This is a genomic window from Pseudomonas sp. 3MA1, from assembly GCF_029237275.1.
Taxonomy (GTDB): Bacteria; Pseudomonadota; Gammaproteobacteria; order Pseudomonadales; family Pseudomonadaceae; genus Aquipseudomonas; species Aquipseudomonas fluorescens_AP.
Map to the genome: position 1 here is coordinate 99,874 of NZ_JAACFX010000008.1, position 21,621 is coordinate 121,494.

General features: G+C 64.0%; 21 protein-coding genes. 6 read left to right on the forward strand and 15 right to left on the reverse strand.

The genetic code is table 11. The features are described 5' to 3' along the window. Positions 1-36: 36 nt before the first annotated feature. Positions 37-1,161, forward strand: coding sequence for a methyltransferase (locus tag GWQ44_RS21160; protein WP_275928214.1), 1,125 nt, complete (start codon positions 37-39; stop codon positions 1,159-1,161). Positions 1,162-1,227: 66 nt separating this feature from the next. Here GWQ44_RS21160 and GWQ44_RS21165 read toward each other — a convergent pair whose 3' ends face one another. The 3 genes from GWQ44_RS21165 to GWQ44_RS21175 form a co-directional block, all read right to left on the reverse strand. Further along, positions 1,228-1,395: a DUF2474 domain-containing protein gene (locus tag GWQ44_RS21165; protein WP_080963156.1), complete on the reverse strand. Its 168-nt coding sequence runs from the start codon at positions 1,393-1,395 to the stop codon at positions 1,228-1,230. 112 nt (positions 1,396-1,507) lie between these two features. Beyond that, entirely contained in the window at positions 1,508-2,515 is a 1,008-nt protein-coding gene (gene cydB / locus GWQ44_RS21170) for a cytochrome d ubiquinol oxidase subunit II (RefSeq protein WP_016965403.1), read from the reverse strand. 3 nt (positions 2,516-2,518) lie between these two features. Continuing rightward, positions 2,519-3,955: a cytochrome ubiquinol oxidase subunit I gene (locus GWQ44_RS21175; protein WP_016965402.1), complete on the reverse strand. Its 1,437-nt coding sequence runs from the start codon at positions 3,953-3,955 to the stop codon at positions 2,519-2,521. A gap of 566 nt (positions 3,956-4,521) precedes the next feature. On the opposite strand from GWQ44_RS21175, the gene GWQ44_RS21180 reads away from it, so the two are divergent. After that, positions 4,522-5,760 carry an MFS transporter gene (locus GWQ44_RS21180; protein WP_199012079.1) on the forward strand — a complete coding sequence of 413 codons (1,239 nt, stop codon included), beginning with the start codon at positions 4,522-4,524 and terminating at the stop codon, positions 5,758-5,760. A 34-nt stretch (positions 5,761-5,794) separates the two neighbouring features. Here GWQ44_RS21180 and GWQ44_RS21185 read toward each other — a convergent pair whose 3' ends face one another. The 3 genes from GWQ44_RS21185 to GWQ44_RS21195 all read right to left on the reverse strand — a co-directional run bounded on the left by GWQ44_RS21185 (position 5,795) and on the right by GWQ44_RS21195 (position 7,500). Further along, the gene (locus GWQ44_RS21185) at positions 5,795-6,091 is read right to left on the reverse strand and encodes a hypothetical protein (RefSeq protein WP_275928283.1); all 297 of its coding nucleotides are present in this window, start codon (positions 6,089-6,091) and stop codon (positions 5,795-5,797) included. Between the two features lie 345 nt (positions 6,092-6,436). Beyond that, positions 6,437-6,988 carry a DJ-1 family glyoxalase III gene (locus GWQ44_RS21190; RefSeq protein WP_275928215.1) on the reverse strand — a complete coding sequence of 184 codons (552 nt, stop codon included), beginning with the start codon at positions 6,986-6,988 and terminating at the stop codon, positions 6,437-6,439. A gap of 62 nt (positions 6,989-7,050) precedes the next feature. Continuing rightward, on the reverse strand, positions 7,051-7,500 hold the full coding sequence (locus GWQ44_RS21195) for a DUF4879 domain-containing protein (protein ID WP_016966168.1): 450 nt from the start codon (positions 7,498-7,500) through the stop codon (positions 7,051-7,053). 206 nt (positions 7,501-7,706) lie between these two features. On the opposite strand from GWQ44_RS21195, the gene GWQ44_RS21200 reads away from it, so the two are divergent. Both GWQ44_RS21200 and trmA read left to right on the forward strand, forming a co-directional pair. Next, positions 7,707-9,002, forward strand: a complete 1,296-nt coding sequence (locus tag GWQ44_RS21200) for an NCS2 family permease (RefSeq protein WP_016966167.1) — start codon at positions 7,707-7,709, stop codon at positions 9,000-9,002. Then, positions 8,999-10,078 carry a tRNA (uridine(54)-C5)-methyltransferase TrmA gene (gene trmA, locus GWQ44_RS21205; RefSeq protein WP_275928216.1) on the forward strand — a complete coding sequence of 360 codons (1,080 nt, stop codon included), beginning with the start codon at positions 8,999-9,001 and terminating at the stop codon, positions 10,076-10,078. The genes GWQ44_RS21200 and trmA overlap by 4 nt, the downstream gene beginning before the upstream one ends. Positions 10,079-10,311: 233 nt before the next feature. On the opposite strand, the gene GWQ44_RS21210 is transcribed toward trmA, so the two are convergent. From GWQ44_RS21210 to GWQ44_RS21235, 6 genes are all read right to left on the reverse strand, one after another. Then, on the reverse strand, positions 10,312-10,929 hold the full coding sequence (locus GWQ44_RS21210) for a heme acquisition protein HasA (protein ID WP_275928217.1): 618 nt from the start codon (positions 10,927-10,929) through the stop codon (positions 10,312-10,314). A gap of 82 nt (positions 10,930-11,011) precedes the next feature. Continuing rightward, positions 11,012-13,717 carry a TonB-dependent receptor gene (locus GWQ44_RS21215; RefSeq protein ID WP_275928218.1) on the reverse strand — a complete coding sequence of 902 codons (2,706 nt, stop codon included), beginning with the start codon at positions 13,715-13,717 and terminating at the stop codon, positions 11,012-11,014. 131 nt (positions 13,718-13,848) lie between these two features. After that, entirely contained in the window at positions 13,849-14,862 is a 1,014-nt protein-coding gene (locus GWQ44_RS21220; RefSeq protein WP_275928219.1) for a FecR domain-containing protein, read from the reverse strand. Between the two features lie 63 nt (positions 14,863-14,925). After that, positions 14,926-15,447, reverse strand: a complete 522-nt coding sequence (locus GWQ44_RS21225; RefSeq protein WP_275928220.1) for an RNA polymerase sigma factor — start codon at positions 15,445-15,447, stop codon at positions 14,926-14,928. A 122-nt stretch (positions 15,448-15,569) separates the two neighbouring features. Then, positions 15,570-16,016 (reverse strand): DUF2442 domain-containing protein, encoded by a 447-nt coding sequence (locus GWQ44_RS21230; RefSeq protein WP_047306191.1) that lies wholly within the window; start codon positions 16,014-16,016, stop codon positions 15,570-15,572. Beyond that, entirely contained in the window at positions 16,013-16,435 is a 423-nt protein-coding gene (locus tag GWQ44_RS21235) for a hypothetical protein (protein WP_016967262.1), read from the reverse strand. Before GWQ44_RS21235 ends, GWQ44_RS21230 begins: the two co-directional genes overlap by 4 nt. A 340-nt stretch (positions 16,436-16,775) precedes the next feature. Here GWQ44_RS21235 and aroQ point away from each other — a divergent pair, with 340 nt between their 5' ends. Both aroQ and GWQ44_RS21245 read left to right on the forward strand, forming a co-directional pair. Continuing rightward, positions 16,776-17,225, forward strand: coding sequence for a type II 3-dehydroquinate dehydratase (aroQ, locus tag GWQ44_RS21240; protein WP_016967261.1), 450 nt, complete (start codon positions 16,776-16,778; stop codon positions 17,223-17,225). After that, on the forward strand, positions 17,222-18,076 hold the full coding sequence (locus tag GWQ44_RS21245) for a shikimate dehydrogenase (protein ID WP_275928221.1): 855 nt from the start codon (positions 17,222-17,224) through the stop codon (positions 18,074-18,076). The genes aroQ and GWQ44_RS21245 overlap by 4 nt, the downstream gene beginning before the upstream one ends. A 121-nt stretch (positions 18,077-18,197) precedes the next feature. Here the strand turns inward: GWQ44_RS21245 and GWQ44_RS21250 are convergent, their stop codons facing one another. From GWQ44_RS21250 to quiC, 3 genes are all read right to left on the reverse strand, one after another. After that, positions 18,198-18,422: a hypothetical protein gene (locus GWQ44_RS21250; RefSeq protein WP_016967259.1), complete on the reverse strand. Its 225-nt coding sequence runs from the start codon at positions 18,420-18,422 to the stop codon at positions 18,198-18,200. A 99-nt stretch (positions 18,423-18,521) separates the two neighbouring features. Next, a complete protein-coding gene (locus GWQ44_RS21255; protein ID WP_275928222.1) occupies positions 18,522-19,199 on the reverse strand; it encodes a TetR family transcriptional regulator in 678 nt (225 codons plus the stop codon). A 104-nt stretch (positions 19,200-19,303) separates the two neighbouring features. Next, positions 19,304-21,214 carry a 3-dehydroshikimate dehydratase QuiC gene (quiC, locus tag GWQ44_RS21260; protein WP_016967257.1) on the reverse strand — a complete coding sequence of 637 codons (1,911 nt, stop codon included), beginning with the start codon at positions 21,212-21,214 and terminating at the stop codon, positions 19,304-19,306. Between the last annotated feature and the right edge of the window lie 407 nt (positions 21,215-21,621).

A 21,621-nucleotide genomic window follows, 5' to 3' on the forward strand; every position in this document is an offset into this window, starting at 1 on the left:
CCGCCGGGACATTCACCGATTACCTAGAGTCCGCCCATGCCCCTGCTTGCAAGCCCCTTCGCCCAGCTCGACCTGATCCGCCAGCCCGAACAGCAGAACGAGCCGCTGCAAGCCTTCGACGCGGCGGACGAATACCTGCTCAACCACCTGGCCGAGCAGCAACCGGCCAGCGACACCCGGGTGCTGATCCTCAACGACAGCTTCGGCGCCCTGGCCGCAAGCCTGCTGGGCAAAGTCCAAGTCAGCAGCAGTGGCGATTCCTACCTGGGCGCCCTGGCCCTGGAAAAGAACCTGGTGCGCAACGGCCTGCCCTTCGACGCCCTGCGGGTGATACCGGCCAGCGAGCCGTTGCAGGGTTCCTTCGACCGGGTGCTGATTCGCGTGCCCAAGACCCTGGCCCTGCTGGAAGAACAGCTGATCCGCCTGCAGGGACAACTGGCCCCTGGCGCCCAGGTCGTGGCGGCGGCCATGGTCAAGCACCTGCCCCGCGCCGCCGGCGACTTGCTGGAGCGCTACATCGGCCCGGTGCAGGCCTCCCTGGCGGTAAAAAAGGCCCGCCTGCTGATCGCCACGCCAGAAGCCAAACCGCTTGCCGTGTCGCCCTACCCGACCCGCTATCGCCTGGAGCAGCCGGCCATCGAGCTGCTCAACCACGCCAACGTCTTCTGCCGCGAAGGCCTGGACATCGGCACCCGCGCGTTCCTTCCGCACTTGCCACAGAACCTGGGCAGCGCCCGGGTCGCGGACCTGGGCTGCGGCAACGGCGTACTGGCCATCGCCAGCGCCCTGGACAACCCCCAGGCCCACTACACCCTGGTGGACGAATCCTTCATGGCCGTGCAGTCGGCCCGGGACAACTGGCAGGCCGTGCTGGGCGAGCGCGAAGCCGAAATGCGCGCCGGCGATGGCCTGGCCGGTCAGGCGCCACAGTCCCTGGACGTGGTGCTGTGCAACCCGCCATTCCACCAACAGCAGGTGGTGGGCGACTTCCTCGCCTGGCGCATGTTCCAGCAAGCCCGGGAAGCCCTGGTGGTAGGCGGTGCGCTGTATATCGTCGGCAACCGTCACCTGGGCTATCACAGCAAGCTGGCGCGGCTGTTCCGCGGCGTCGAACAAGTGGCGGCCACGCCCAAGTTCGTGATCCTCAAGGCGCGCAAGTAACAGGCAAAAAAAACCCTCCGCAAGCGGAGGGTCGAAACCGTGCCGCAAGGCAACGGGATGGGATGATCAGTGGGTGGTCAGGCCGGCGGCGCTCATGAACATGCGCATCAGGCTGGCCGCCACGAACAGGGCCAGCACACTGCCGCCCCAGATCATCGCCAGCCAGCCCAGGCGCCGCCACAGTGGCTGTTTTTCCGCCTGTTCGATTTCCTGCAAAGAGTGTTTACCGCTCATGATTTCAACTCCTGCTTAACCCAAACCCTCGTCGGAGCTGGCTGGCCAGCGAACGCGCTGGCCAGCCAGGCACAAGGCGCAAGGGCCCGTTCGCCGGCAAGCCGGCTCCTACCTAGTGGTAACCGTCTTCGTGGGTGACCTTGCCGCGGAACACGTAGTAGCTCCAGAAGGTGTAGCCCAGGATGAACGGAATGATGAACAAGGTGCCCACCAGCATGAAGCCCTGGCTTTGCGGCGGCGCCGCGGCGTCCCAGATGGAGATCGACGGCGGCACGATGTTCGGCCACAGGCTGATGCCCAGGCCGCTGTAGCCGAGGAAGATCAGCACCAGGGTCAGCAGGAACGGCGTGTAATGCGCGTTGCGGGCCACGGCACGGAGCAGGCCGTACATGGTCACCAGCACCAGGATCGGCACCGGCAGGAACCAGAACAGATTGGGCAGGGTGAACCAGCGCGCCGCGATTTCGGCATGGGCCAGGGGCGTCCAGATACTGACGATGCCGATCACCGCCAGCACCACGTAAGCCAAGGGCCGCGCCAGGTCGTGCATCTGCTGCTGCAGCTTGCCTTCGGTCTTCATGATCAGCCAGGTGCAGCCGAGCAAGGCATAGGCCACCACCAGCGCCAGACCGCAGAACAGGGTGAAAGGCGTCAGCCAGTCCAGGGAGCCGCCGGCAAACTGGCGGTCCACCACCGGCAAGCCGTCGATGAACGCCCCCAGGGCCACGCCCTGGAAGAAGGTCGCCGCCGCCGAGCCGCCGATAAACGCCTTGTCCCAGATATGCCGCTTGTTTTCCTTGGCCTTGAAGCGGAACTCAAAGGCCACGCCGCGGAAGATCAGGCCGATCAGCATCAGGATCAGCGGCAGGTACAGCGCCGAGAGCACCACCGAATAAGCCAGCGGGAAGGCGCCGAACAAGGCCGCGCCCCCCAGCACCAGCCAGGTTTCGTTGCCGTCCCAGACCGGGGCGACGGTGTTCATCATCACGTCACGGTCGCGGTCGTCCTTGATGAACGGGAAGAGAATCCCGATCCCCAGGTCGAAGCCGTCCATGACCACGTACATCATGATGCCGAAGATGATAATCACGGCCCAGATCAGTGGAAGATCAATACCCATGACTCAATTCCCCTTGTTCAGGCTGATGCTGCGATCGTCTTCGTCATCGTCCGCGGCAGACAACGGACGCGCCGGGGTACGTTTCTGCCCGGGACCACCGTGGCTGGTTTCCGCCCCTTCGTTGGTCACCGGCCCTTTGCGCACCAGGCGCATCATGTAGCCCAGACCCACGCCGAACAGCGAGAAATACACCACCACGAACAACGCCAGGGTGATGCTCATCTGCACGAAACTGTGTGCGGACGAAGCATCCGCCGTGCGCATCAGGCCATAGACCACCCAGGGCTGACGGCCGATCTCGGTGGTGAACCAGCCCGCCAGGATCGCGATCAGGCCGGACGGCCCCATCCACAACGTCAGGTACAGGAACGGACGCGAGGTGTAGAGCGTGCCGCGCTTGCGCAGCCAGACGCTCCACAGGCCGGTGAAGATCATCAGCATGCCCAGGCCGACCATGACCCGGAACGACCAGAACACAATGGTCGAGTTGGGACGGTCCTCGGGCGGGAACTCCTTGAGCGCCGGCACCTGCTTGTCCAGGGAGTGGGTGAGGATCAGGCTGCCCAGGTAAGGGATTTCCACGGCGAAGCGGGTCTTCTCAGCCTTCATGTCCGGCCAGCCGAAGAGGATCAGCGGGGTCGGCTCGTTGCCGACGTTTTCCCAGTGACCTTCGATGGCGGCGATTTTCGCCGGCTGGTGCTTGAGGGTATTGAGCCCGTGGAAGTCACCGATCACCGCCTGCACCGGCGCCACGATCAGGGCCATCCACATGGCCATCGACAGCATGCGACGAATGGCCGGGTTGTCGCGGCCCCGCAGCAAGTGCCAGGCTGCGGACGAGCCGACGAAGAACGCCGTGGCGACGAACGCCGCCACCGCCATGTGCGCCAGGCGGTAAGGGAATGACGGGTTGAACACCACCGCCAGCCAGTCCACCGGAATCACCCGGCCGTCAACGATTTCGAAGCCTTGCGGGGTCTGCATCCAACTGTTGGAGGACAGAATCCAGAAGGTCGAAATCAGCGTGCCAATGGCCACCATCACCGTGGAGAAGAAGTGCAGCTTGCGTCCGACCTTGTTCCAGCCAAACAGCATGACCCCGAGGAAACCAGCCTCGAGGAAGAACGCGGTGAGCACTTCATAGGTGAGCAAGGGGCCGGTGACAGCGCCGGCAAAATCGGAGAAACGGCTCCAGTTGGTGCCGAACTGGTAGGACATCACCAGACCGGACACCACCCCCATGCCGAAGTTGACAGCGAAGATCTTCGACCAGAAGTGGTAAAGATCACGATAGGTATCGTCACGGGTCTTGAGCCACAGGCCTTCGAGTACCGCCAGGTAACTCGCCAGACCAATGGTGATGGCCGGGAACAGGATGTGGAACGAAACGGTGAATGCGAACTGAATTCGGGCGAGATCAAGCGCCTCTAAACCGAACATAAGCTTTCCTCTATCAGGTAAAACCGGCTGCGGGCCAAAGGCCAGCGCCTACTGCCCCCACGGATATGGAGTTCGGCGAATTCGGATTCGTTCTTTTTTAAACCATCGCAACGTAGGGATTCCGGCCCTTGGGCCTCCACATCAAACCACTGGAAAAGGTTTTGATCTGGGTCAAGCAACGTTAAAAGAGTAGTCCTATTTTCAGCACGCAACTCTGTGGTTATTTGCCGCGTGACAGCTTGCCTCACCCCGTCAAACCCGGGGTTTTCCCGGTTTTTTTCCCACACAAGACGCCGGTAGCCGCTGCTGAGCCTGCGAAGCGGCGAACGGCCGGGCCGCGTTCGGTACGCGGGGCCTTGCCTGGCGATTTCCCGTTGAGCCCGCGGCGCCTTCAAGCTCCTGGCGTCTCCTGCGGAGCCGTTCGCAGCCTGCGGCAGCGGCTACAGGGGGCGCGGCCAGGCATTCGAGCAAAAAAAAATGGAGACACAGCTAACGCCCCCGCTTCGCAACTATTGGTTACATCTTGGTGATAACCTCGTCGCACTCCCGTTCAGATTGACCGCCCGATGCCCAGCCAAGACCCTCTGCTGCTCCGCCACCATCGCCCGTTCATCGCGTTCTGGCTGGCCCGGATCTTCACCGCCAGCGGTTTCCAGATGCTCACCGTGGCCATCGGCTGGAACCTCTACCAACTGACCGGCAATGTGCTCGACCTAGGCCTGGTGGGGCTGGTGGAGTTCGCCCCCCGCGTGCTGTTCATGCTGCACACCGGGCACGTGGCCGACCGCTATGATCGGCGCCGAGTGGCGGCCATCTGTCAGTCGCTGCAGGCCTTGATCGCCCTGGCCCTGGCCGTCGGCAGCCTGACCGACAGCGTGACCCGGGAAATGATCTTCATCCTGGCCTTCCTCCTCGGTGGCGCCCGCTCCTTCGAGATGCCCACCACCCAGGCCCTGCTGCCGAGCATCGTGCCCGCGGCGCTGTTTCCCCGGGCGGTGGCCGCCGCGCAATCGGCGCAACAGTCGGCGACCATCGTCGCCCCGGCCCTGGGCGGACTGCTATATGCCTTCGGCAGCGTCTGGGTCTACGGCCCCACGGTGGTCCTGTACCTGATCGCCTGCCTGCTGATGCTCAACCTGCCGGCCCGGCAGACGCCGCTGAACAAGGGCAAGGCCACCCTCGATTCGCTGCTGGCGGGCATCCGCTTCATCCGCAGCCGCCCGGACATCCTCGGCGCCATCTCCCTGGACCTGTTCGCGGTCTTGCTGGGCGGCGCCACAGCACTCTTGCCAGTGTTCGCCAAGGACATCCTGCTCACCGGCCCCTGGGGCCTCGGGCTGCTGCGCTCGGCACCGGCGGTGGGCGCCTTGCTGATGTCGCTGTGGCTGGCGCGCTTTAGCGTCGAGCGCAAGGTCGGGCGGGTGATGTTCACCGCCGTCGGCGTATTCGGCGTGGCCACCATCGCCTTCGGCCTCTCGACTTCATTCTGGTTTTCCCTGGCGGTACTGGTGGTGCTGGGGGCGGCGGACATGATCAGCATGGTGATCCGCGCCTCCTTCGTGCAGCTGGAAACTCCGGACGAAATGCGCGGCCGGGTCAGCGCGGTGAACGGCCTGTTCATCGGCGCTTCGAACCAGCTGGGGGAATTTGAATCCGGGCTGACCGCCCACTGGTTCGGCACCGTGCCGGCGGTGGTGCTGGGCGGGGTCGGCACGCTGGTCGTGACCGGGGTCTGGATCAAGCTGTTCCCGACCCTGGCCAAACGCGATCGGATGATCGAACGGGTCGAGGAATCCAAGGCCTGAAGCCGCGCCGGACGGGCGCGGCCAGATTCAGGTATCAGTGACTGGGCTGAGCCTCAGCGGCTACACGCCATTTCGCCGCCTCCAGCAAGTCGCAACCATCCTGGGTCAGTACATAGAGCACATCGATGATGTGAGGGATGTCCTTCACATCGCCGTGGCTGAAGTTCAGGCAGCACAGGGTTTCCAGCAAGTTGGCAGCGGCACGCATGCGTTGCTCGGCCGCCTCGTGAAGCGCCTCAGGGGACGCATTGGCGTTGATGAAAAAAACACCAGGCCGGCTTATGTTGGATTTGAGCGGCACATAGTGAGCAGCAGTTTTCGGGGTACTCATCATTAGATCCTTCTTTATGAATGACCGCCCCAATCGTGACCAAACGATGGGTGGCGGACTGTGCACAGGTTGGTCAACCGGGAAGAAGGCACCCGGCACACCCGAAGGTGTCCCGCGCACAGTCCACCATGAAGCGTGCGGACACGAAAAAGTGCCTGCAAACCAGGGTGGCGCGTGCGCCTTCTAATTTCGGGTGACCAAACCCGTTCGCTGAATTGGCAGCGACGGCGCGAACTATAGGGGGATGGGATGAGCCGTGCAAGGAGCGGCTGGTTAGCCTTTGTTACCCGACTTTGAGCCACTCACCATGGAAACTGAGGTCGCGGTTTATCAACGCAATTGCCCCTAGACCAGCAACTCTCCAGCCACCTGGGCACGCTTGCCGCGGCCGCACAGCGCCTCCACCAGGGCCAGGGCAAACGCCAGGGCCGCGGCGGAACCCTGGGCGGTGATGCAGTTGCCGTCCACCACCACCGGCTGGTCGACAAAGTTGCAGCCCAGCAGCTGATGGCTGGCGCTGGGCAGGCAGGTCATGCGCCGCTGGCGCAGCACGCCATAGGCCTGCAAGGCCAGGGCCGGTGCTTCGGCGATGCCGGCGAACAGGCGCCCCGCTGCGGCCTGATCCTTGAGCAGTTGCAGCAGCGGTTGGTGGCTCGCCAGGTGCTGGGCACCTACCGCGCCGCCGGGCAATACGATCAGGTCGAAGCGCTGGGCCAGCACATCCACCAGCATGGCGTCGGCGGTCAGTCGGGTGCCGCGGGCGCAGGTGAGCATGCGCCGGTTTTCGACGCTGGCCGCCAGCACCTCGATTTCGGCACGGCGCAGTACGTCGATCAGGGTCACGCTTTGCAGGTCATCGATGCCTTCGGCAAGGGTGACCAAGGCTCTGAAGGTCATGGGGATGACTCCACCAGGAAGGTCTTTAGAGCTTAGTCAGCTTTGCCGAACGCCGTTCGGGGCTACCGGATGTAGATCTGCGCGCTCAGGGTATTGCCCGGCGCGTTGATCGAGGTGTTGCTGAAGCTGAAGGTGCCTTCCTGCTTGCCCGCCAGGTCGAAGACATAGATGTAGCCCACGGTGATCCCCGAGTTGCCGCAGGGCACATAGGCGGAACCGTCCTCGCACACGGCCGAGCGGGTGCCGTCGACCTCGAAACCGTCCAGGTTCACATGGGGCTCGCGGCCGTAGCCGATCTCCAGCACGTAGACCTTGATGTTCGGGCCGTTGTGGTCGCACTGGGTGCGTTCGCGCCCATCGGAGACATCCTCCAGGCCGCAGGAAGGTGACAGCACCTTGAGAATCTCCACTCGGCTCAACGGCGGTGCCGAGCGTGCCAGGGCCGGAGTCGCCAGCCAGCAGGCCGCTGCCCCCACCCACGCCAACGCGATCATTTTCACTGTGCTGCGCATAAATCCCCCTTGAAAGCAGGGCGCAGTATGCGCTACTTGCCAGCGTGGCAAAACATCGCCGACGATCGCAGCCATTGGCCCACGCTGCTGGTATGATGCGCGGCTTTTTCCGACCCAGAGCAAATCCGCAGGCACCTCATAAAGTCTGTGCTTTGCTGTTGGAGTCGATACATTCACGGCGCCCGGCGGCGCCACGGGGAGCAGACATGCTGGAAAGGCTGTTTCAACTCAAGGCACACAACACCAACGTGCGCACCGAGATTCTTGCGGGCGTGACCACCTTCCTGGCCATGGCCTACATCCTTTTCGTCAACCCGAGCATTCTCGGCGAGACGGGCATGGACAAGGGCGCGGTGTTCGTTGCCACCTGCCTGGCCGCGGCCATTGGCTCCACCGTCATGGGCCTGATCGCCAACTACCCGATCGCCCTGGCACCGGGCATGGGCCTGAACGCCTTCTTTACCTACACCGTGGTCCTGCACATGGGCCACACCTGGCAAGTGGCGCTGGGTGCGGTGTTCATCTCGGCGGTGCTGTTCTTCCTGCTGTCGATCTTCAAGATCCGCGAGTGGATCATCAACAGCATTCCCCTGCCGCTGCGCTCGGCGATTGCCGCCGGTATCGGCCTGTTCCTGGCGCTGATCGCCCTGCACAACGCCGAGATCGTGGTCAGCAACCAAGCGACCATGGTCGGCCTGGGTGATCTGAAAAAACCGGCGCCGATCCTCGCCACCCTGGGCTTTGCCCTGATCGTCGCCCTGGAAGCGCTGAAAGTGCGCGGTGCGGTGCTGATCGGCATCCTCGCGGTGACCATTGCCTCGATCATCATGGGCTTCACCCCGTTCGCCGGCGTGACCTCGATGCCACCGTCCCTGGCCCCGACCTTCCTGCAGCTGGACATCAAGGGCGCCCTGGATATCGGTCTGGTCAGCGTGATCTTCGCCTTCCTGTTCGTTGATCTGTTCGACAACTCCGGCACCCTGATCGGCGTCGCCAAGCGCGCCGGCCTGATGGGCAAGGACGGCCACATGCCGAAAATGGGCCGGGCACTGATCGCTGACAGCACCGCCGCCATGGCCGGCTCCCTGCTGGGTACTTCGACCACCACCAGCTACATCGAATCCGCCGCGGGCGTGAGCGCCGGCGGCCGCACCGGCCTGACCGCCATCGTGGTGGCGATTCTGTTCCTGCTGGCACTGTTCTTCTCGCCGCTGGCGGCCAGCGTGCCACCGTTCGCTACCGCGCCAGCCCTGCTGTTCGTCGCCGTGCTGATGACCTCGGGCCTGGCGGAAATCGACTGGGAAGACATCACCGTCGCCGCCCCAGTGGTGGTTACCGCCCTGGCCATGCCGTTCACCTACTCGATCGCCAACGGCATTGCCTTCGGCTTTATTGCCTGGACCGCGATCAAACTGCTGTCGGGCCGCGCCCGTGAGCTGAACGCGCCGCTGGTGATCCTGTCGATTCTGTTTGTCATCAAGCTGGGTTGGTTCGCCGCATGACTTTTGACGCCGCAAGCTACAACAGCCAGTTGAACGACAAGGTCACGCGCCTGCGTGACCTGCTGGCGCCCTTCGCCGCGCCCGAGCCCCAGGTCTTCGACTCGCCCCTGCAGCACTTCCGCCTGCGGGCCGAATTTCGCCTGTGGCGCGAAGCCGGTGAGCGGCACTACGCGATGTTCTCCCAGGACGACAAGCGCACGCCGATCCTGATCGAAGAATTCCCCATCGCCAGCCAGCGCATCAACCAGTTGATGCCCCAGCTCAAGGCCGCCTGGCAAGCCAGCGCGCCTTTGAGCCACAAGCTGTTCCAGGTGGAGTTCCTCACCACCCTGGCCGGGGACGCGATGATCACCCTGTGCTACCACCGCCCGCTGGACGAGCACTGGCACAAGGCCGCGAGCCAACTGGCCGCCGACCTCAAGGTCAGCGTGATCGGTCGTTCCAAGGGCAAGCGCGAAGTCATCGGCCAGGACTACGTGGTGGAACAGCTCGAAGTCGGCGGGCGTACCTTCAGCTACCGCCAACCGGAAGGCGCCTTCACCCAGCCCAACGGCACGGTGAACCAGAAGATGCTCAACTGGGCCTTTGAAGCCCTGGGCGAACGCCAGGACGACCTGCTGGAACTGTACTGCGGCAACGGCAACTTCACCCTGCCCCTGGCCACCCGGGTGCGCAAGGTGCTGGCCACCGAGATCAGCAAGACCTCGGTGAATGCCGCCTTGAGCAACCTCAGCGAAAACGCTGTGGATAACGTCACCCTGGTGCGTCTGTCCGCCGAAGAGCTGACCGAAGCCCTGAACGAAGTGCGTCCGTTCCGCCGCCTGCAGGGCGTGGACTTGAAGAGCTACGAATTCGGCAGCGTGTTCGTCGACCCGCCCCGGGCCGGCATGGACCCGGACACCTGCGAACTGACCCGGCGCTTCGACAACATCCTGTACATCTCCTGCAACCCGGAAACCCTGGCGGCCAACATCGCCCAGTTGCACGACACCCACCGCATCACCCGCTGCGCGCTGTTCGACCAGTTCCCCTGGACCCACCACATGGAATCCGGGGTCCTGCTGACCCGCCGCTGATCCGCCCCGCTGCCGCCAACAGCCGTCCTCGTGACGGCTGTTGGCATGCCAATGCCCGCCCTGTAGGAGCCGGCTCGCCGGCGAAGCGGCCCTTGAGAGCTGCGCCAATCCGGCCGGCGCCTCCGCTGGCAAGCCAGCTGCTACGAGGCCAGGCTGGACGCGACCCAGAATTGGCCACCAGCGCCGCCCGGGCTTTCTAAAACTCGGGCGACGCGGGTGAGTCAAGCCGCCACTCAGGCAACCATGGCCCAGTCCAGGCCCGCGTCCTGCATGCCCACCAGGCCGATATCGGCCGCGACTGCGGCAGCCGGGGTGACGTGGGCAACGCCGGCGGAGGCCAGGTCATCGAAGGTCGAGTTCAGCGACAGGCTGGGGTCGATGGCCTTGAGCAGGGCATCGATTTCACCAGCCAGGGCCGAGCTGTCGCCGCTCATCAGGCCGAAGACCACCTTGTGCACTTCGCCCGCGCGGCCTTCGTCCTTCAGGCTGTTGAGGCCCAGGTTGCTGAAGCTGACTTCCTGGCTGACCAGGTGGTAGTTGCTGCCCGAGCCACCGGCGAGGGTGTCGCCCAGGGAGAGGGTGTCCACCGAACCCCACAGGGTATGGCTCGGGTTGCTGAACAGGGTGTAGTGCAGGTTGCCATCGGCAACGAAGGCGGCGTCGCTGGCGGTGCTCTTGATGGCGTACTGGGTGCCGTCGAACGGGCCCGGGTTGAAGCCACCGGTGTTGGTGCCATCGACCACTTCGCCGGGACGGTGTTTGACGTCGCCGAAGTAGGCCGACCAGTCAGTCAGGTATTGCGCAACAGTATTACCGCCGTAGGTAGCGCTGTAAGAGATCGAAATGCTCATGCAAAACTCCAGTACATAGGTGGGTCATGGCCGCAGCACGCCAGTGCCTGCTGCGGTTTTGCCCATCAACGGGCAAAAGCGCTCAGAACTGATATTCCACGGTGCCCTGCAGGGTCCGGCCACGGCCGAGGGTAAAGGCCAGGACATCGCCGAGGGGCACCAGGTAGGCGCGGTCGGTGACGTTTTCCATGGCCAGGCGCAGGGTCAGTTCTTCAGTGGCCCGGTAGCTGCCATACAGGTCGTAGACGGTGTAGGGCTTCCAGTCGGCCGGGTAGACGCCAGTCTGGCTCACGGTGCCGGTGGCGGAACCGGCGATCGAGTAGCCGGCGCTGTAACGGGCCCGGGCGCCGATATCCAGCTTGCGTTCGAAGAAGCGCGCGCCCAGGGTCAGGGTGCCGCGGTCCATGGGCATGTGCTCGGCCGAGCCGAGGATCGCCGCATTGCAGCGGCTGGCGTTGTTGGCCGCATCATCAGCACGCATGCCGGTGACGATCGCGCCACGCCCGCTGCCGCTCTTCACCGGCTGGGTCACGCCCCCCAGCCAGGCGACTTTGGTGCAGAAATCGTTGTCGCCGATCATGTGGGTGTAGTTCAGCTGGCCGTAGGCGCGGCCGGCGTCATAGTCCAGCTGGTACTCGACGCCCTTGAAGCGGGTGCTGCTGAGGTCGTTGACGTAAGCGCTGTTGCCGATGCCGGGGGAGCCGTAGCCCGGGGGCTGCACGCCCATGGCCATATAGATGAAGTCGTCGACCCGGGTATCGAAGTAGGCCACCTTGATCCCCAGGCGGTCATTGTTGAACCAGAGGTTCTCCTTGAAGACGTTGACCCCCGCTTCCCAGGTGGTGGAGCGCTCCGGCTTCAAAAAGGGGTTGGGAAAGGTGCTCTCCGAGCCGCCACCGTGGGGCCGGCCGGTGATCATGGTTTCGGTCACGGCCGGGGGGCGCCAGCCCTTGCCATAGCTGGCGAACAGTTGCAGCCACTCGACACCGGGCTTGACCGACAGACCGAAGGTCGGCGAGAAGCGCCCCTCCTGGTTGTCGATGTCGTAGGCCACCGGCACCGAGACCTGTTGCGGCGTCTTGCCGATCACGAAGGTGCGGGTGTTGATCCCGGTCTCGCCGCGCAGGCGGTAGCGGTCATAACGCAGCCCGGCGTTGAGGTTCAGCCAGCCGTCGTAGTCGAAATCCAGCCGGGTGAACAGGCTGCCCAGGGCACGGTCGCCCTCGGGGGTCATGCTCGCCGCCGGCGAAGCGCTGACCGCCGAACCCTTGGGCACCGGCTGGCTGGAGTCGGGGCGGACCTTGTCATAGAAGAACTCCAGGCCGTAGTTGGCCTTGAGCGTGGCCAGCTCGCCGAGCGCGAAGGTCGAGGTGTTCTGCGCCTGGGCGCCATAGGTGTCGGTCTGGTAGGTGATCGAGTAGCCGGGGCTGCTGCGCCGGGTCAGGGTGCTCTGGTCGTTGCGGGTATCGACGTAGTAGAGCTTGGCCTTGAAATCGATCAGCGGGTTGTCCGGGGTGTAGCTGTAGTCGAGGCCGAAGTTCTGCGAATGCACCTGGCTGCTGCCGAGCTTTTCCCAGAGTCGATCCTGGTTCTCGGTGTTCATCATGTTGGCGTCGTCGTAGGACACCTCGGTGGTCAGGTAGCTCAGTTGCAGGCGCTGGTCCTGGGGCAGGTTGAGCCCCAGCTTGGCCAGGCGCGAGCGCATCACCGAGGCGGAATAGGCCACCTTGGAATGCTTGACCCGCTCATTGATCGACGGGTCCATCCAGCCGCCGGTACGCAGTTCGCCGATGCCGCCACGGGTCCCCGGCTGGTAGTCGCCCAGGTGCCGTTCACTGGCGGCCAGCAGCATGTCCCAGGCGTCGGTGCCGATGGCAAAGGCCGAGCTGCCGATGAAATGGGTGCCGTTGCTGCGGCCGCCCAGGCCGCTGGTCAGGCGGATCCGGCCACCGATCTCCTGGCCGGGCTTGAGCAGGTCGCGGGCTTCGAGGGTGCGAAAATTGGCGACTCCGCCGATCACTCCGGCGCCGCCCATGGTCGAGGTCGCGCCCTTCTCCACCACCACTTCGGAGAGCAGTTCGGGGTCGACATAGAGGGTGCCGTTGCGCTGCTGGTGGCCGCTTTGCTGATAGTTCTGGCGCATGCCGTCCACCGACATGTTGACCCGGCCATAGTCCTGCAGGCCGCGGATGTTCACCGACAGGCCGGGGTCCTGCTGGCTGACGGCCGAGTACACGCCGGAGGTTTCCTCCAGCATCTCGGCGGCATGCCGCGGTGGATTGCGCTCCAGTTGCTCGCGGCCGACCATGCTCACCGAGCGCGACGCGTTGTAGACCCAGTCGCTCTGGCGGCCTTCGAGGTCGGCGAAAACCGTGGTAGGGGCCAGGGCCAGGGCGCCATCACTTGCGGCTTCCACCCGGCTCAGGGTCACCTGGCGCTCACCAGTAAAGCGGTACGCCACCGGGGCATTGCCCAGCAGGCGGGCCAGCCCGTCCTCGGCGCTGTAACGCCCCTTGACTGGCGAACTGTGCAAGCCATGCAGGCGCAGGCTGTCGAACAGCACTTGCACCCCGGCCTGCTCGGCAAACACCAGCACCGCACTGCCGAGGGCCTGGGCGGGAATATCGAAATCCAGCGCGCGTTGCTGCCGGGCACTCTGCGGGGCGCTGCCCACAGGCTCCGCCGCGTGCAGTGAAGCGCTTCCCGCCAACAGTCCTGCTACGCCCAAGTGGATGGCCAGGGCCAACCGACTTGCGGCGTGAACTCCAGTGCGACTGCCTACCCTCATGTCCCTGATCCCTGCGCTGGCTATTTTTGCTTATGCGAATGCATCTCAATTAGCTAGACGTGCCAGGCCGGAAAACTCAGTAAGGTTTTTTCCAATTATTTTTCAGGGGTAGGGAAAGAGGCCCGCAGGCCTCAGTAAATCAGGCTGACGCCGGCCAGGTCGAAACGTTGCACCTGCAGCTCCTGGGTCAGGGTGACCAGAGCGGCGTCGAGCATGTCCAGGTGAAAGACACCGCTGACCTGCCGCTGGGCCAGGGCACTGCTGGTCAGCACCACGCGCCCGGGGCGATAGCGATTGAGGCGCTCCACCACCAAGCCCAGGGGCTGGCGCTCGAACACCAGCACCCCGCGCCGCCAGCTGGTGGCCCGTTGCAGGTCGATCCCGTCGAGGGCGACCACGCCCGACTGCGGGTCATAGCGCACGCTCTGCCCCTCTTGCAGCACCCGCTCGGAGGCACCGCGTTGCGCCGCAGCCTCCAGGCTCACCGCGACACTGTGCTGCAACACGCCGACCCAGGCTTGTTGAGCGCTCTCACGGCCGACCACGAAGCGGGTGCCCAGGGCCCGGGTCTGGCCGCCGGCGCTGTGCACGATGAAGGGGCGCTTTTCCGCGCCGACCATGGGCGCCACGTCAAACACCGCTGAGCCGGCCAGCAGCTGGATCTGGCGTTTTTCATCGCTGAAATCCAGGCGAATGGCACTCTCGGAATCCAGTTCCACGGTGCTGCCATCGGCCAGTTGCACGCTGCGCACCTGGCCTTTGCCGGTCAGGTAGTCGGCCTGCAGGTACAGCAGTGCCTGCGGCCCTTGCAGCCAGCCCAGGGCAACCACCAGCACCAACATGGCCGCGCTGGCAACTCGTGGCAGCAGACGTCGGCGGCGCGGCCGAGGCGCCGCCGTCGCCGGCCTTCCCGCCTGACGCCGTGGCGACGCCGGGCCAGCCCGTTCCGGATCCAGGCGCAACTCGCCCAGGGCGTCCCAGGTCTGCCGGGCGAACGCCAGGGCCTGGGGGTGGCGCGGGTCGGCGGCCTGCCACTGGGCAAGCTGCGCCTGCTCGACGGCGCTCAGGCCTCCCGCCTGCAAACGCACCGCCCAGTCGGCGGCGGCCTCGGTGATACTGCGCTCTTGCGGACCCTGGCTATTCACGTGTGAATCTCGATTTCTCGTTATATATAAGCAGTGACGTCTGACCGCGACTTTTCCCGTAACTCACTGGTCGACCGGCCGACCGTCGGTAGCCTGCAGGCGTTGCATCACATAGGCCAGTGCCCGGGCCAGGTGCTTTTGCACCGAGCTGTCGGAAATGTTCAGGTGCCGCGCCACCTCGGCGTGGGTCAGGCCTTCGATACGGTTCAGGCGAAAGATTTCCCGGGTCCGCGGGGGCAGCTCGGTGATCGCCTGTTTCAGTGCCTTGCGCTGTTGCTGCGCCATCGCCTGAGCCTCCAGCCCGGCCGCCTCATCCTCGATGTCGGCCAGCACTTCATGGGGCACGGTCTGCGTCTTGCGCCGCGCTTCCTGGCGTACATGGTCGATCAGCAGGTTGTTCGCCGTGCGGTAGAGATAGCCCTGGGAGTTGTCGATACGCTCGCCGCGCCGATGCTCGGCCAGCCGCAGGAAACTCTCCTGCACCAGATCAGCGGCCAACTGCGGGTCCCGTATCTTGCGCGCCAGATACCCACGCAAGGCAGCGGCATGCTTGAGAAACAGTCCCTTGAGATCCACGTCCGACAAACCGACTCCCTGGAACATGACGGAAATTGCCGGGCATCTTAAGGTCAGACGAGAATGAGTTTCAATTGATATCAGTATTCATTAGCGAACGATTCCGGCACCGACCGGCCTCACTCCGGCGTCTAGGCCGGCACCTCCACCTTGCGCGGCCGGCCGCCTTTCTTGCCATTCAGGCGTGCCGCCCGGGCCTTGGCCGCGCTGCTTTGCCGACCGTTGCGAGAGGCGACCAACTGGGTCGCCAGCTTCATCAGCGGCTCGCTGGCAGACAGCAGCCCGACAATCGACACCTGCAGGTCCACGGCCTCATGGCACACCGCCGTGGCGGCAAAGCCCAGCTGCAGTTGCTGCAACTGGGTGTCGCTCAGCGCCGCCAGCTCCGGATAGTTGTCCACCGGCAGATGAATCGAACTGCCATCGGCAAAGCCCAGGCACAGGCAGCCGGCCGCATAGCTCAAGGTGCTGACTTGCAAACCCGCGTCATGACGCGCTTCACCGCGTTCAATCGCTTGATCCAGCAACGCCTGGGTCAAGGGCACATCGACCGGCACCGCTGCTTTGATGACTTTCATAGTTCGATCTCCACTCCTTGCGCCGCGCCCACCAGGGTCAGGCGAGTCAGGTTTCGTTGTTCCTCGTAATGCGCCGACTCGATCAGGTCCACCCTGCAGCCAGCGCTTGACCGTTCCACCACAGCGTTCGCTTGCCAATCCCACAACTGCTGCTCAAGGCACAAGGTGCGCAGCTTGCTCCACCAGATACGCCGAGCCAGATGCACCCGTTGCGTCAAGGCCTGGCGCAAGCCCTCAAGGACTGCCAGCGCCGGGCGGCGGCCATGGGGGACAACGTCCCAGAGCTCGACGCCGTTATGCCAGAAGCTGAAGCGAAAACGGGCACTCCAGCGACCACCATCCACATGCACATGGGGTGGGCAATGTTCGTCACGCAACATGACGACGACCGCATAGCCCTTGTAAACGAACACTTTCATGCTAACCCATCCGTTAGGTTATTGAGCCCAAAGATTCGTGTTTCCATCATTAATCCGACCACTGGCCTGAAACGGCAGCAGGAGGTGTCCTGTTTGAGGTTAGCCCCAGAGAGGGCAAGGGCAGCCTTACGGCAGTTGCAAAGTCGTCAGCATTTATTGCCGGGCAAGGCCTTGCCACGGCCATCGCCCATAACAGCGTTCGATTATCGAACACTTAATCAAGCTTCCTGGCCTCGGCTCTCGGCCATCAATTGACCAAATTAACCAGTTAGTACAATTTACCTCCCCAGCGCCTCGTACCTTCTCCCGAGGCTGACAATAACAACGGAGATCTACCCCCATGCGTCCTATCGTTCTGGTGCTCAACGGCCCGAACCTGAACCTGCTCGGCACCCGTGAACCGGCGACTTACGGCCACGAAACCCTGGCCGATGTCTCTGCCTTGTGCGGCCGTGCCGCCGAGGAATTCGGCCTGGCCGTGGAGTTTCGCCAGACCAACCACGAAGGCGAGCTGCTGGACTGGATCCACGCCGCCCGCGGGCGTTGCGCCGGCATCGTGATCAACCCCGCCGCCTGGACCCACACCTCGGTGGCAATTCGCGATGCGCTGGTGGCCAGCGAGCTGCCGGTGATCGAAGTGCACCTGTCCAACGTCCACGCCCGCGAACCCTTCCGCCATCACTCCTTTGTCTCGGGCATCGCCCTGGCGGTGATGTGCGGCTTCGGCAGCCACGGCTATCGCCTGGCGCTGGAACACTTCAGCCTGCGGTTCAAGGAGCAAGGTCTATGACAGGCCATACAGGCGTACTCGCCGGACTGATCGGTGCCGGCATCCAGGCTTCACGCACCCCGGCCCTGCACGAACACGAAGGCGACGCGCAAAACCTGCGCTACCTGTACCGGCTGATCGACCTCGACCAGTTGGGGCTCGACAGCAGCGCCCTGCCCGACCTGCTCCAAGCCGCCGAACGGATGAACTTCACCGGGCTGAACATCACCTTCCCCTGCAAGCAGAGCATCCTGCCGTTGCTGGATGAACTGTCCCCGGAAGCTCGCGGGATTGGCGCGGTCAACACCGTGGTCCTCAAGGACGGCAAGCGGGTCGGCCACAACACCGACTGCCTGGGGTTTGCCGAAGGATTCCGCCGTGGCCTGCCAGAGGTGGCCAGACGGCGCGTGGTGCAGATGGGGGCCGGCGGCGCTGGCGCGGCAGTGGCCCACGCCCTGCTCAGTGAAGGCGTGGAACACCTGAGCATTTTCGATGTGGAAAACCAGCGGGCGCAGAGTCTGGCGGACAATCTCAACCAGCACTTCGGTGCCGGCCGGGCCAAGGCCGGCAGCGACCTGCCCAGTACCCTGGCCAGCGCCGACGGCCTGGTGAACACCACGCCCATGGGCATGGCCAAGCTGCCGGGCATGCCGGTACCCGTGGAGCTGCTGCGGGCGGACCTGTGGGTGGCCGAGATCGTCTACTTCCCGCTGGAAACCGAGCTGTTGCGCAACGCCCGCGCCCTGGGTTGCCGGACCCTGGACGGCGGCACCATGGCGGTGTTCCAGGCGGTCAAGGCGTTCGAGCTGTTCAGCGGTCAGAGCGCCGACCCGCAACGGATGCTGGCGCACTTCCACAGCATGAATGGCTGAAATACGCCTGTAGCCGCTGCCGCAGGCTGCGACAGGCCCCGCAGGGGCCTCGGCATCCGTCAGGACGCTGGCGAGCCTGCGGCTCGTTCGCAGCCTTCGGCAGCGGCTACAGGAACTGCGTTTACTCGGGCTTGAGCTGCAGGCGCGCGAGCAGGCCGATCAACAGCACGTTGAAGAGAATCATCAGCAGACTGCCGAACAGGCCCACCAGATTGATCACCGAGCTCGGCAGCCAGTCGAATACGCTGAACCCGGTCAGGGACAGCAAGCGCTCGCCGAACCAGAACGAGTCAACGACGATCATCAGGATCAGGATGATTTTCAGCGTGGGAACGGGGTTGCCCATGGTGCCTTCCTTGTCGAGGGGGATTGTTGTAGGAGCCGGGTGGCGATCGCGATCTTACGGACGCTTGCGCCGGCAAGCCAGCGCCTGCGGGCAGCGGCGTCAGGCCTGCAGGTAGCGCAGTACCGACTCGCAGATCATTTCCCGATGCCGCTGCTTGATGGCTTCATCCGGCAGGTCGATCTGGAAGATCTCGCCAAAGGTGTGGCGGTTCGACACCCGATAGAAACAGAACGAGCTGATCAGCAAATGCACGTCCAGCGGATCCAGGCCACTGCGGAACACCCCGTCCCGCGCGCCACGCTCAAGGATCTCGCCCAGGGCATGGAGGATGGTGTTGTTCATCGCCTTGATCACCCCGGACTGCTTGACGTACTCGGCCTTGTGGATGTTCTCGATGCTGACGATACGCACGAAATCCACATTGCGATCGTGGTGATCGAAGGTGAACTCCACCAGCCGGCGAATCGCCTCCTGCGGCGCCAGTTCCGCCAGGTGCAAGCGGCTCTCGGTACTGCGGATATCGCCGTAGAGTTTTTCCAGCACCTCGACGTACAGCTGCTCCTTGCTGCCGAAGTAGTAATAGATCATGCGCTTGGAGGTGTGGATGCGCTCGGCGATCGCGTCCACCCGCGCGCCGGACAGGCCCTGCTGGACGAACTCGACAATGGCTTCTTGAAGGATGTTCTCGCGGGTCTTTTCCGGGTTGTTCTTGCGACTCTTGCGCGGTTCGAGAGCAGGCTCATCGGGCGCAATCGAGCGTTCACTGGTCATTGTCATTCTGGGCTCACGGCCATCACTGCACACGCGGGCGATTATGGGCCGCGTCCTGTCGCGAAAGAAAGCACAGAGGCGGTGGAATGCCGCCTCCGCTTACCAATGCGCTACAACTTGGCCTGGCGCACCGCGCCACTGCGGGACTTGGCCATGGCCGCCAGACGCACCGCCACGTTGGCCGCGCCATAGCCGGCGTAGCCGTTCTTGCGCTGGATGAGCTCGAAGAAAAAGCGCCCCTCGAAGGGTTCGGTGTAGACATGGAACAGCTCACCGCCCTGGGCATCGCGGTCATACAGGACGTTGTAGTAGGCCAGCTCGCTGAGAAACTCATCGTCGAAATCAAAGCGCGCGGCCAAATCGTCGTAGTAATTGAGCGGGATATCCAGCAGCGGCACCCCGGCCTGCTTGGCCCGGCTGACCTCGGCGAAGAGGTCGTCGCAATCAAAGGCGATGTGATGCACCCCCGAGCCGCGATAGCTGGACAGCGCATGGGAGATCGCCGTGTTGCGGTTCTCCGAGATGTTCAGCGGCAAGCGGATCGAGCTGCAACGGCTGCGCAGGGCGCGGCTTTTCACCAGGCCATAGGGATCGGGCAGCACCACTTCGTCATCGGCCTCGAAATCCAGCAGGCTCTTGTAGAACAGCGCCCAGCTGTCGAGGCTGTCCGCCGGCAGGGCCATGGCCATGTGGTCGATGCGCTTGAGGCCGCCCTTGGCTTGCACATCGTCATGCATGTTGAAGTCGGTGTCGTACAGGTGCTGGCCGCCCTGCTGCGGGTCCACCAGGTAGATCAGGCTGCCATCGGGCTCGCGCACCGCCGCCAGCTCCAGCTCGTTGGGGCCTACAAGCCCGCGATAGGGCTGGCCCTTGTAGGCCACCGCCCGCTCCAGGGCCTTGGCGCTGTCCTTGACCCGGATCGCCGTGGCACACACCGAAGGGCCGTGAGCCTCGAAGAAGCTGTGGGCGAAGGAATAGGGCTCGGAGTTGAGGATCAGGTTGATATCGCCCTGGCGCATCAGGCTCACGTTCTTGGAACGATGCTGTCCGGCCTTGGCAAACCCCAGGCGTTCCAGCCAGCTGCCCAGCTTGGCGCCCAGGGCATCGTCCACCGCGAACTCAAGGAACTCGGTGCCGCCATAGGCTTCAACCGCCGGCGGGGCGAACAGGATGTCCAGGTTGGGCACCGGCTGCGCTTCCTGCAACAGGCGCTCGCGGGTCTTTTCCTCCAGGTACAGCAGGGAACGCAGGCCGTCGGCGGCATTGGCCCGCGGCGGCGCGGCGCGAAAGCCGTCGTTGAAGATTTCCAGGGACAGCGGCCCGGTGTAGCCGCTCTTGATGATCGGCGCCAGGAACCCCGGCAGGTCGAATTCACCCTGGCCCGGGAAGCAGCGGAAATGCCGGCTCCACTCCAGCACGTCCATGGCCAGGATCGGCGCGTCGGCCATCTGCACGAAGAAGATCTTGTCCCCGGGAATCTCGGCAATCGCCGCCGGATCGCCCTTGAGCGACAGGGTATGGAAGCTGTCCAGCAACACCCCCAGGCTTGGGTGATCGGCGCTGCGCACGATGTCCCAGACCTGTTGATAGGTATTCACATGGCGGCCCCAGGCCAGGGCCTCGTAGCCGATGCGCAAGCCACGGGCGCCGGCTCGCTCGGCCAGCAGGTGCAGGTCGTCGATGAGGATCTGCCGCTCGCCGAGGCTGTCGGCCTGGGCATTGCTGCACACCAGCACCAGGTCGGTGCCCAGTTCCTGCATCAGGTCGAATTTGCGTTCGGCACGTTCCAGGTTGCGTGCCAGGCGATCGCGGCGGCAGCCCTCGAAATCCCGAAACGGCTGGAACAGGGTGATGGCGATCCCCAGATCGGCGCACATCTGCCTGATTTCCCGCGGGCTGCCGTCGTAATAGAGAAGGTCGTTCTCGAAAATCTCCACCCCATCGAAGCCGGCGGCGGCGATGGCTTCGAGTTTTTCCGGCAGGGTGCCGCTCAAGGAAACGGTGGCAATGGAACGCTGCATGATTCAACTCCCGGGAAATGACGGCCGGTGGCGCCCGAGCCTTTTATTCGATGTGGCGGATTATTCCACAGCATGATTTAAAGTGTACGAACCAGTTAGTTTTGTGTTCGATTATCGAACAGAATGCCGATTGGCGAATTGACGATTTTTCGGCCACTGCGCACCATCGACAGCACATTGAGCCGCCCCGGAAACCGCGGCTTCAATCGCCCAGACCCAGAACACACCATAAAAATTTCAAAAATCGGGTACACCCTCATGCTTGCACTCAACGCCCCGCCCTGCTGCTCATCCCTTTGGCTTGCGCCTGGAACGACCTCAACCGGCCTCCTGGATCACGACGCGCTACAGCCCTGAGCTGCGCTCGACCCGATGACGTTCGTCCGCCTGCTGCAACGCCGCAACGA

Bases quoted from the DNA above. Each gene is read 5' to 3' on its own strand.
- GWQ44_RS21160 (WP_275928214.1), top strand. From the start codon at position 37: ATGCCCCTGCTTGCAAGCCCCTTCGCCCAGCTCGACCTGATCCGCCAG.
- GWQ44_RS21165 (WP_080963156.1), bottom strand. From the start codon at position 1,395: ATGAGCGGTAAACACTCTTTGCAGGAAATCGAACAGGCGGAAAAACAG.
- cydB (WP_016965403.1), bottom strand. From the start codon at position 2,515: ATGGGTATTGATCTTCCACTGATCTGGGCCGTGATTATCATCTTCGGC.
- GWQ44_RS21175 (WP_016965402.1), bottom strand. From the start codon at position 3,955: ATGTTCGGTTTAGAGGCGCTTGATCTCGCCCGAATTCAGTTCGCATTC.
- GWQ44_RS21180 (WP_199012079.1), top strand. From the start codon at position 4,522: ATGCCCAGCCAAGACCCTCTGCTGCTCCGCCACCATCGCCCGTTCATC.
- GWQ44_RS21185 (WP_275928283.1), bottom strand. From the start codon at position 6,091: ATGAGTACCCCGAAAACTGCTGCTCACTATGTGCCGCTCAAATCCAAC.
- GWQ44_RS21190 (WP_275928215.1), bottom strand. From the start codon at position 6,988: ATGACCTTCAGAGCCTTGGTCACCCTTGCCGAAGGCATCGATGACCTG.
- GWQ44_RS21195 (WP_016966168.1), bottom strand. From the start codon at position 7,500: ATGCGCAGCACAGTGAAAATGATCGCGTTGGCGTGGGTGGGGGCAGCG.
- GWQ44_RS21200 (WP_016966167.1), top strand. From the start codon at position 7,707: ATGCTGGAAAGGCTGTTTCAACTCAAGGCACACAACACCAACGTGCGC.
- trmA (WP_275928216.1), top strand. From the start codon at position 8,999: ATGACTTTTGACGCCGCAAGCTACAACAGCCAGTTGAACGACAAGGTC.
- GWQ44_RS21210 (WP_275928217.1), bottom strand. From the start codon at position 10,929: ATGAGCATTTCGATCTCTTACAGCGCTACCTACGGCGGTAATACTGTT.
- GWQ44_RS21215 (WP_275928218.1), bottom strand. From the start codon at position 13,717: ATGAGGGTAGGCAGTCGCACTGGAGTTCACGCCGCAAGTCGGTTGGCC.
- GWQ44_RS21230 (WP_047306191.1), bottom strand. From the start codon at position 16,016: ATGAAAGTCATCAAAGCAGCGGTGCCGGTCGATGTGCCCTTGACCCAG.
- GWQ44_RS21235 (WP_016967262.1), bottom strand. From the start codon at position 16,435: ATGAAAGTGTTCGTTTACAAGGGCTATGCGGTCGTCGTCATGTTGCGT.
- aroQ (WP_016967261.1), top strand. From the start codon at position 16,776: ATGCGTCCTATCGTTCTGGTGCTCAACGGCCCGAACCTGAACCTGCTC.
- GWQ44_RS21245 (WP_275928221.1), top strand. From the start codon at position 17,222: ATGACAGGCCATACAGGCGTACTCGCCGGACTGATCGGTGCCGGCATC.
- GWQ44_RS21250 (WP_016967259.1), bottom strand. From the start codon at position 18,422: ATGGGCAACCCCGTTCCCACGCTGAAAATCATCCTGATCCTGATGATC.
- GWQ44_RS21255 (WP_275928222.1), bottom strand. From the start codon at position 19,199: ATGACAATGACCAGTGAACGCTCGATTGCGCCCGATGAGCCTGCTCTC.
- quiC (WP_016967257.1), bottom strand. From the start codon at position 21,214: ATGCAGCGTTCCATTGCCACCGTTTCCTTGAGCGGCACCCTGCCGGAA.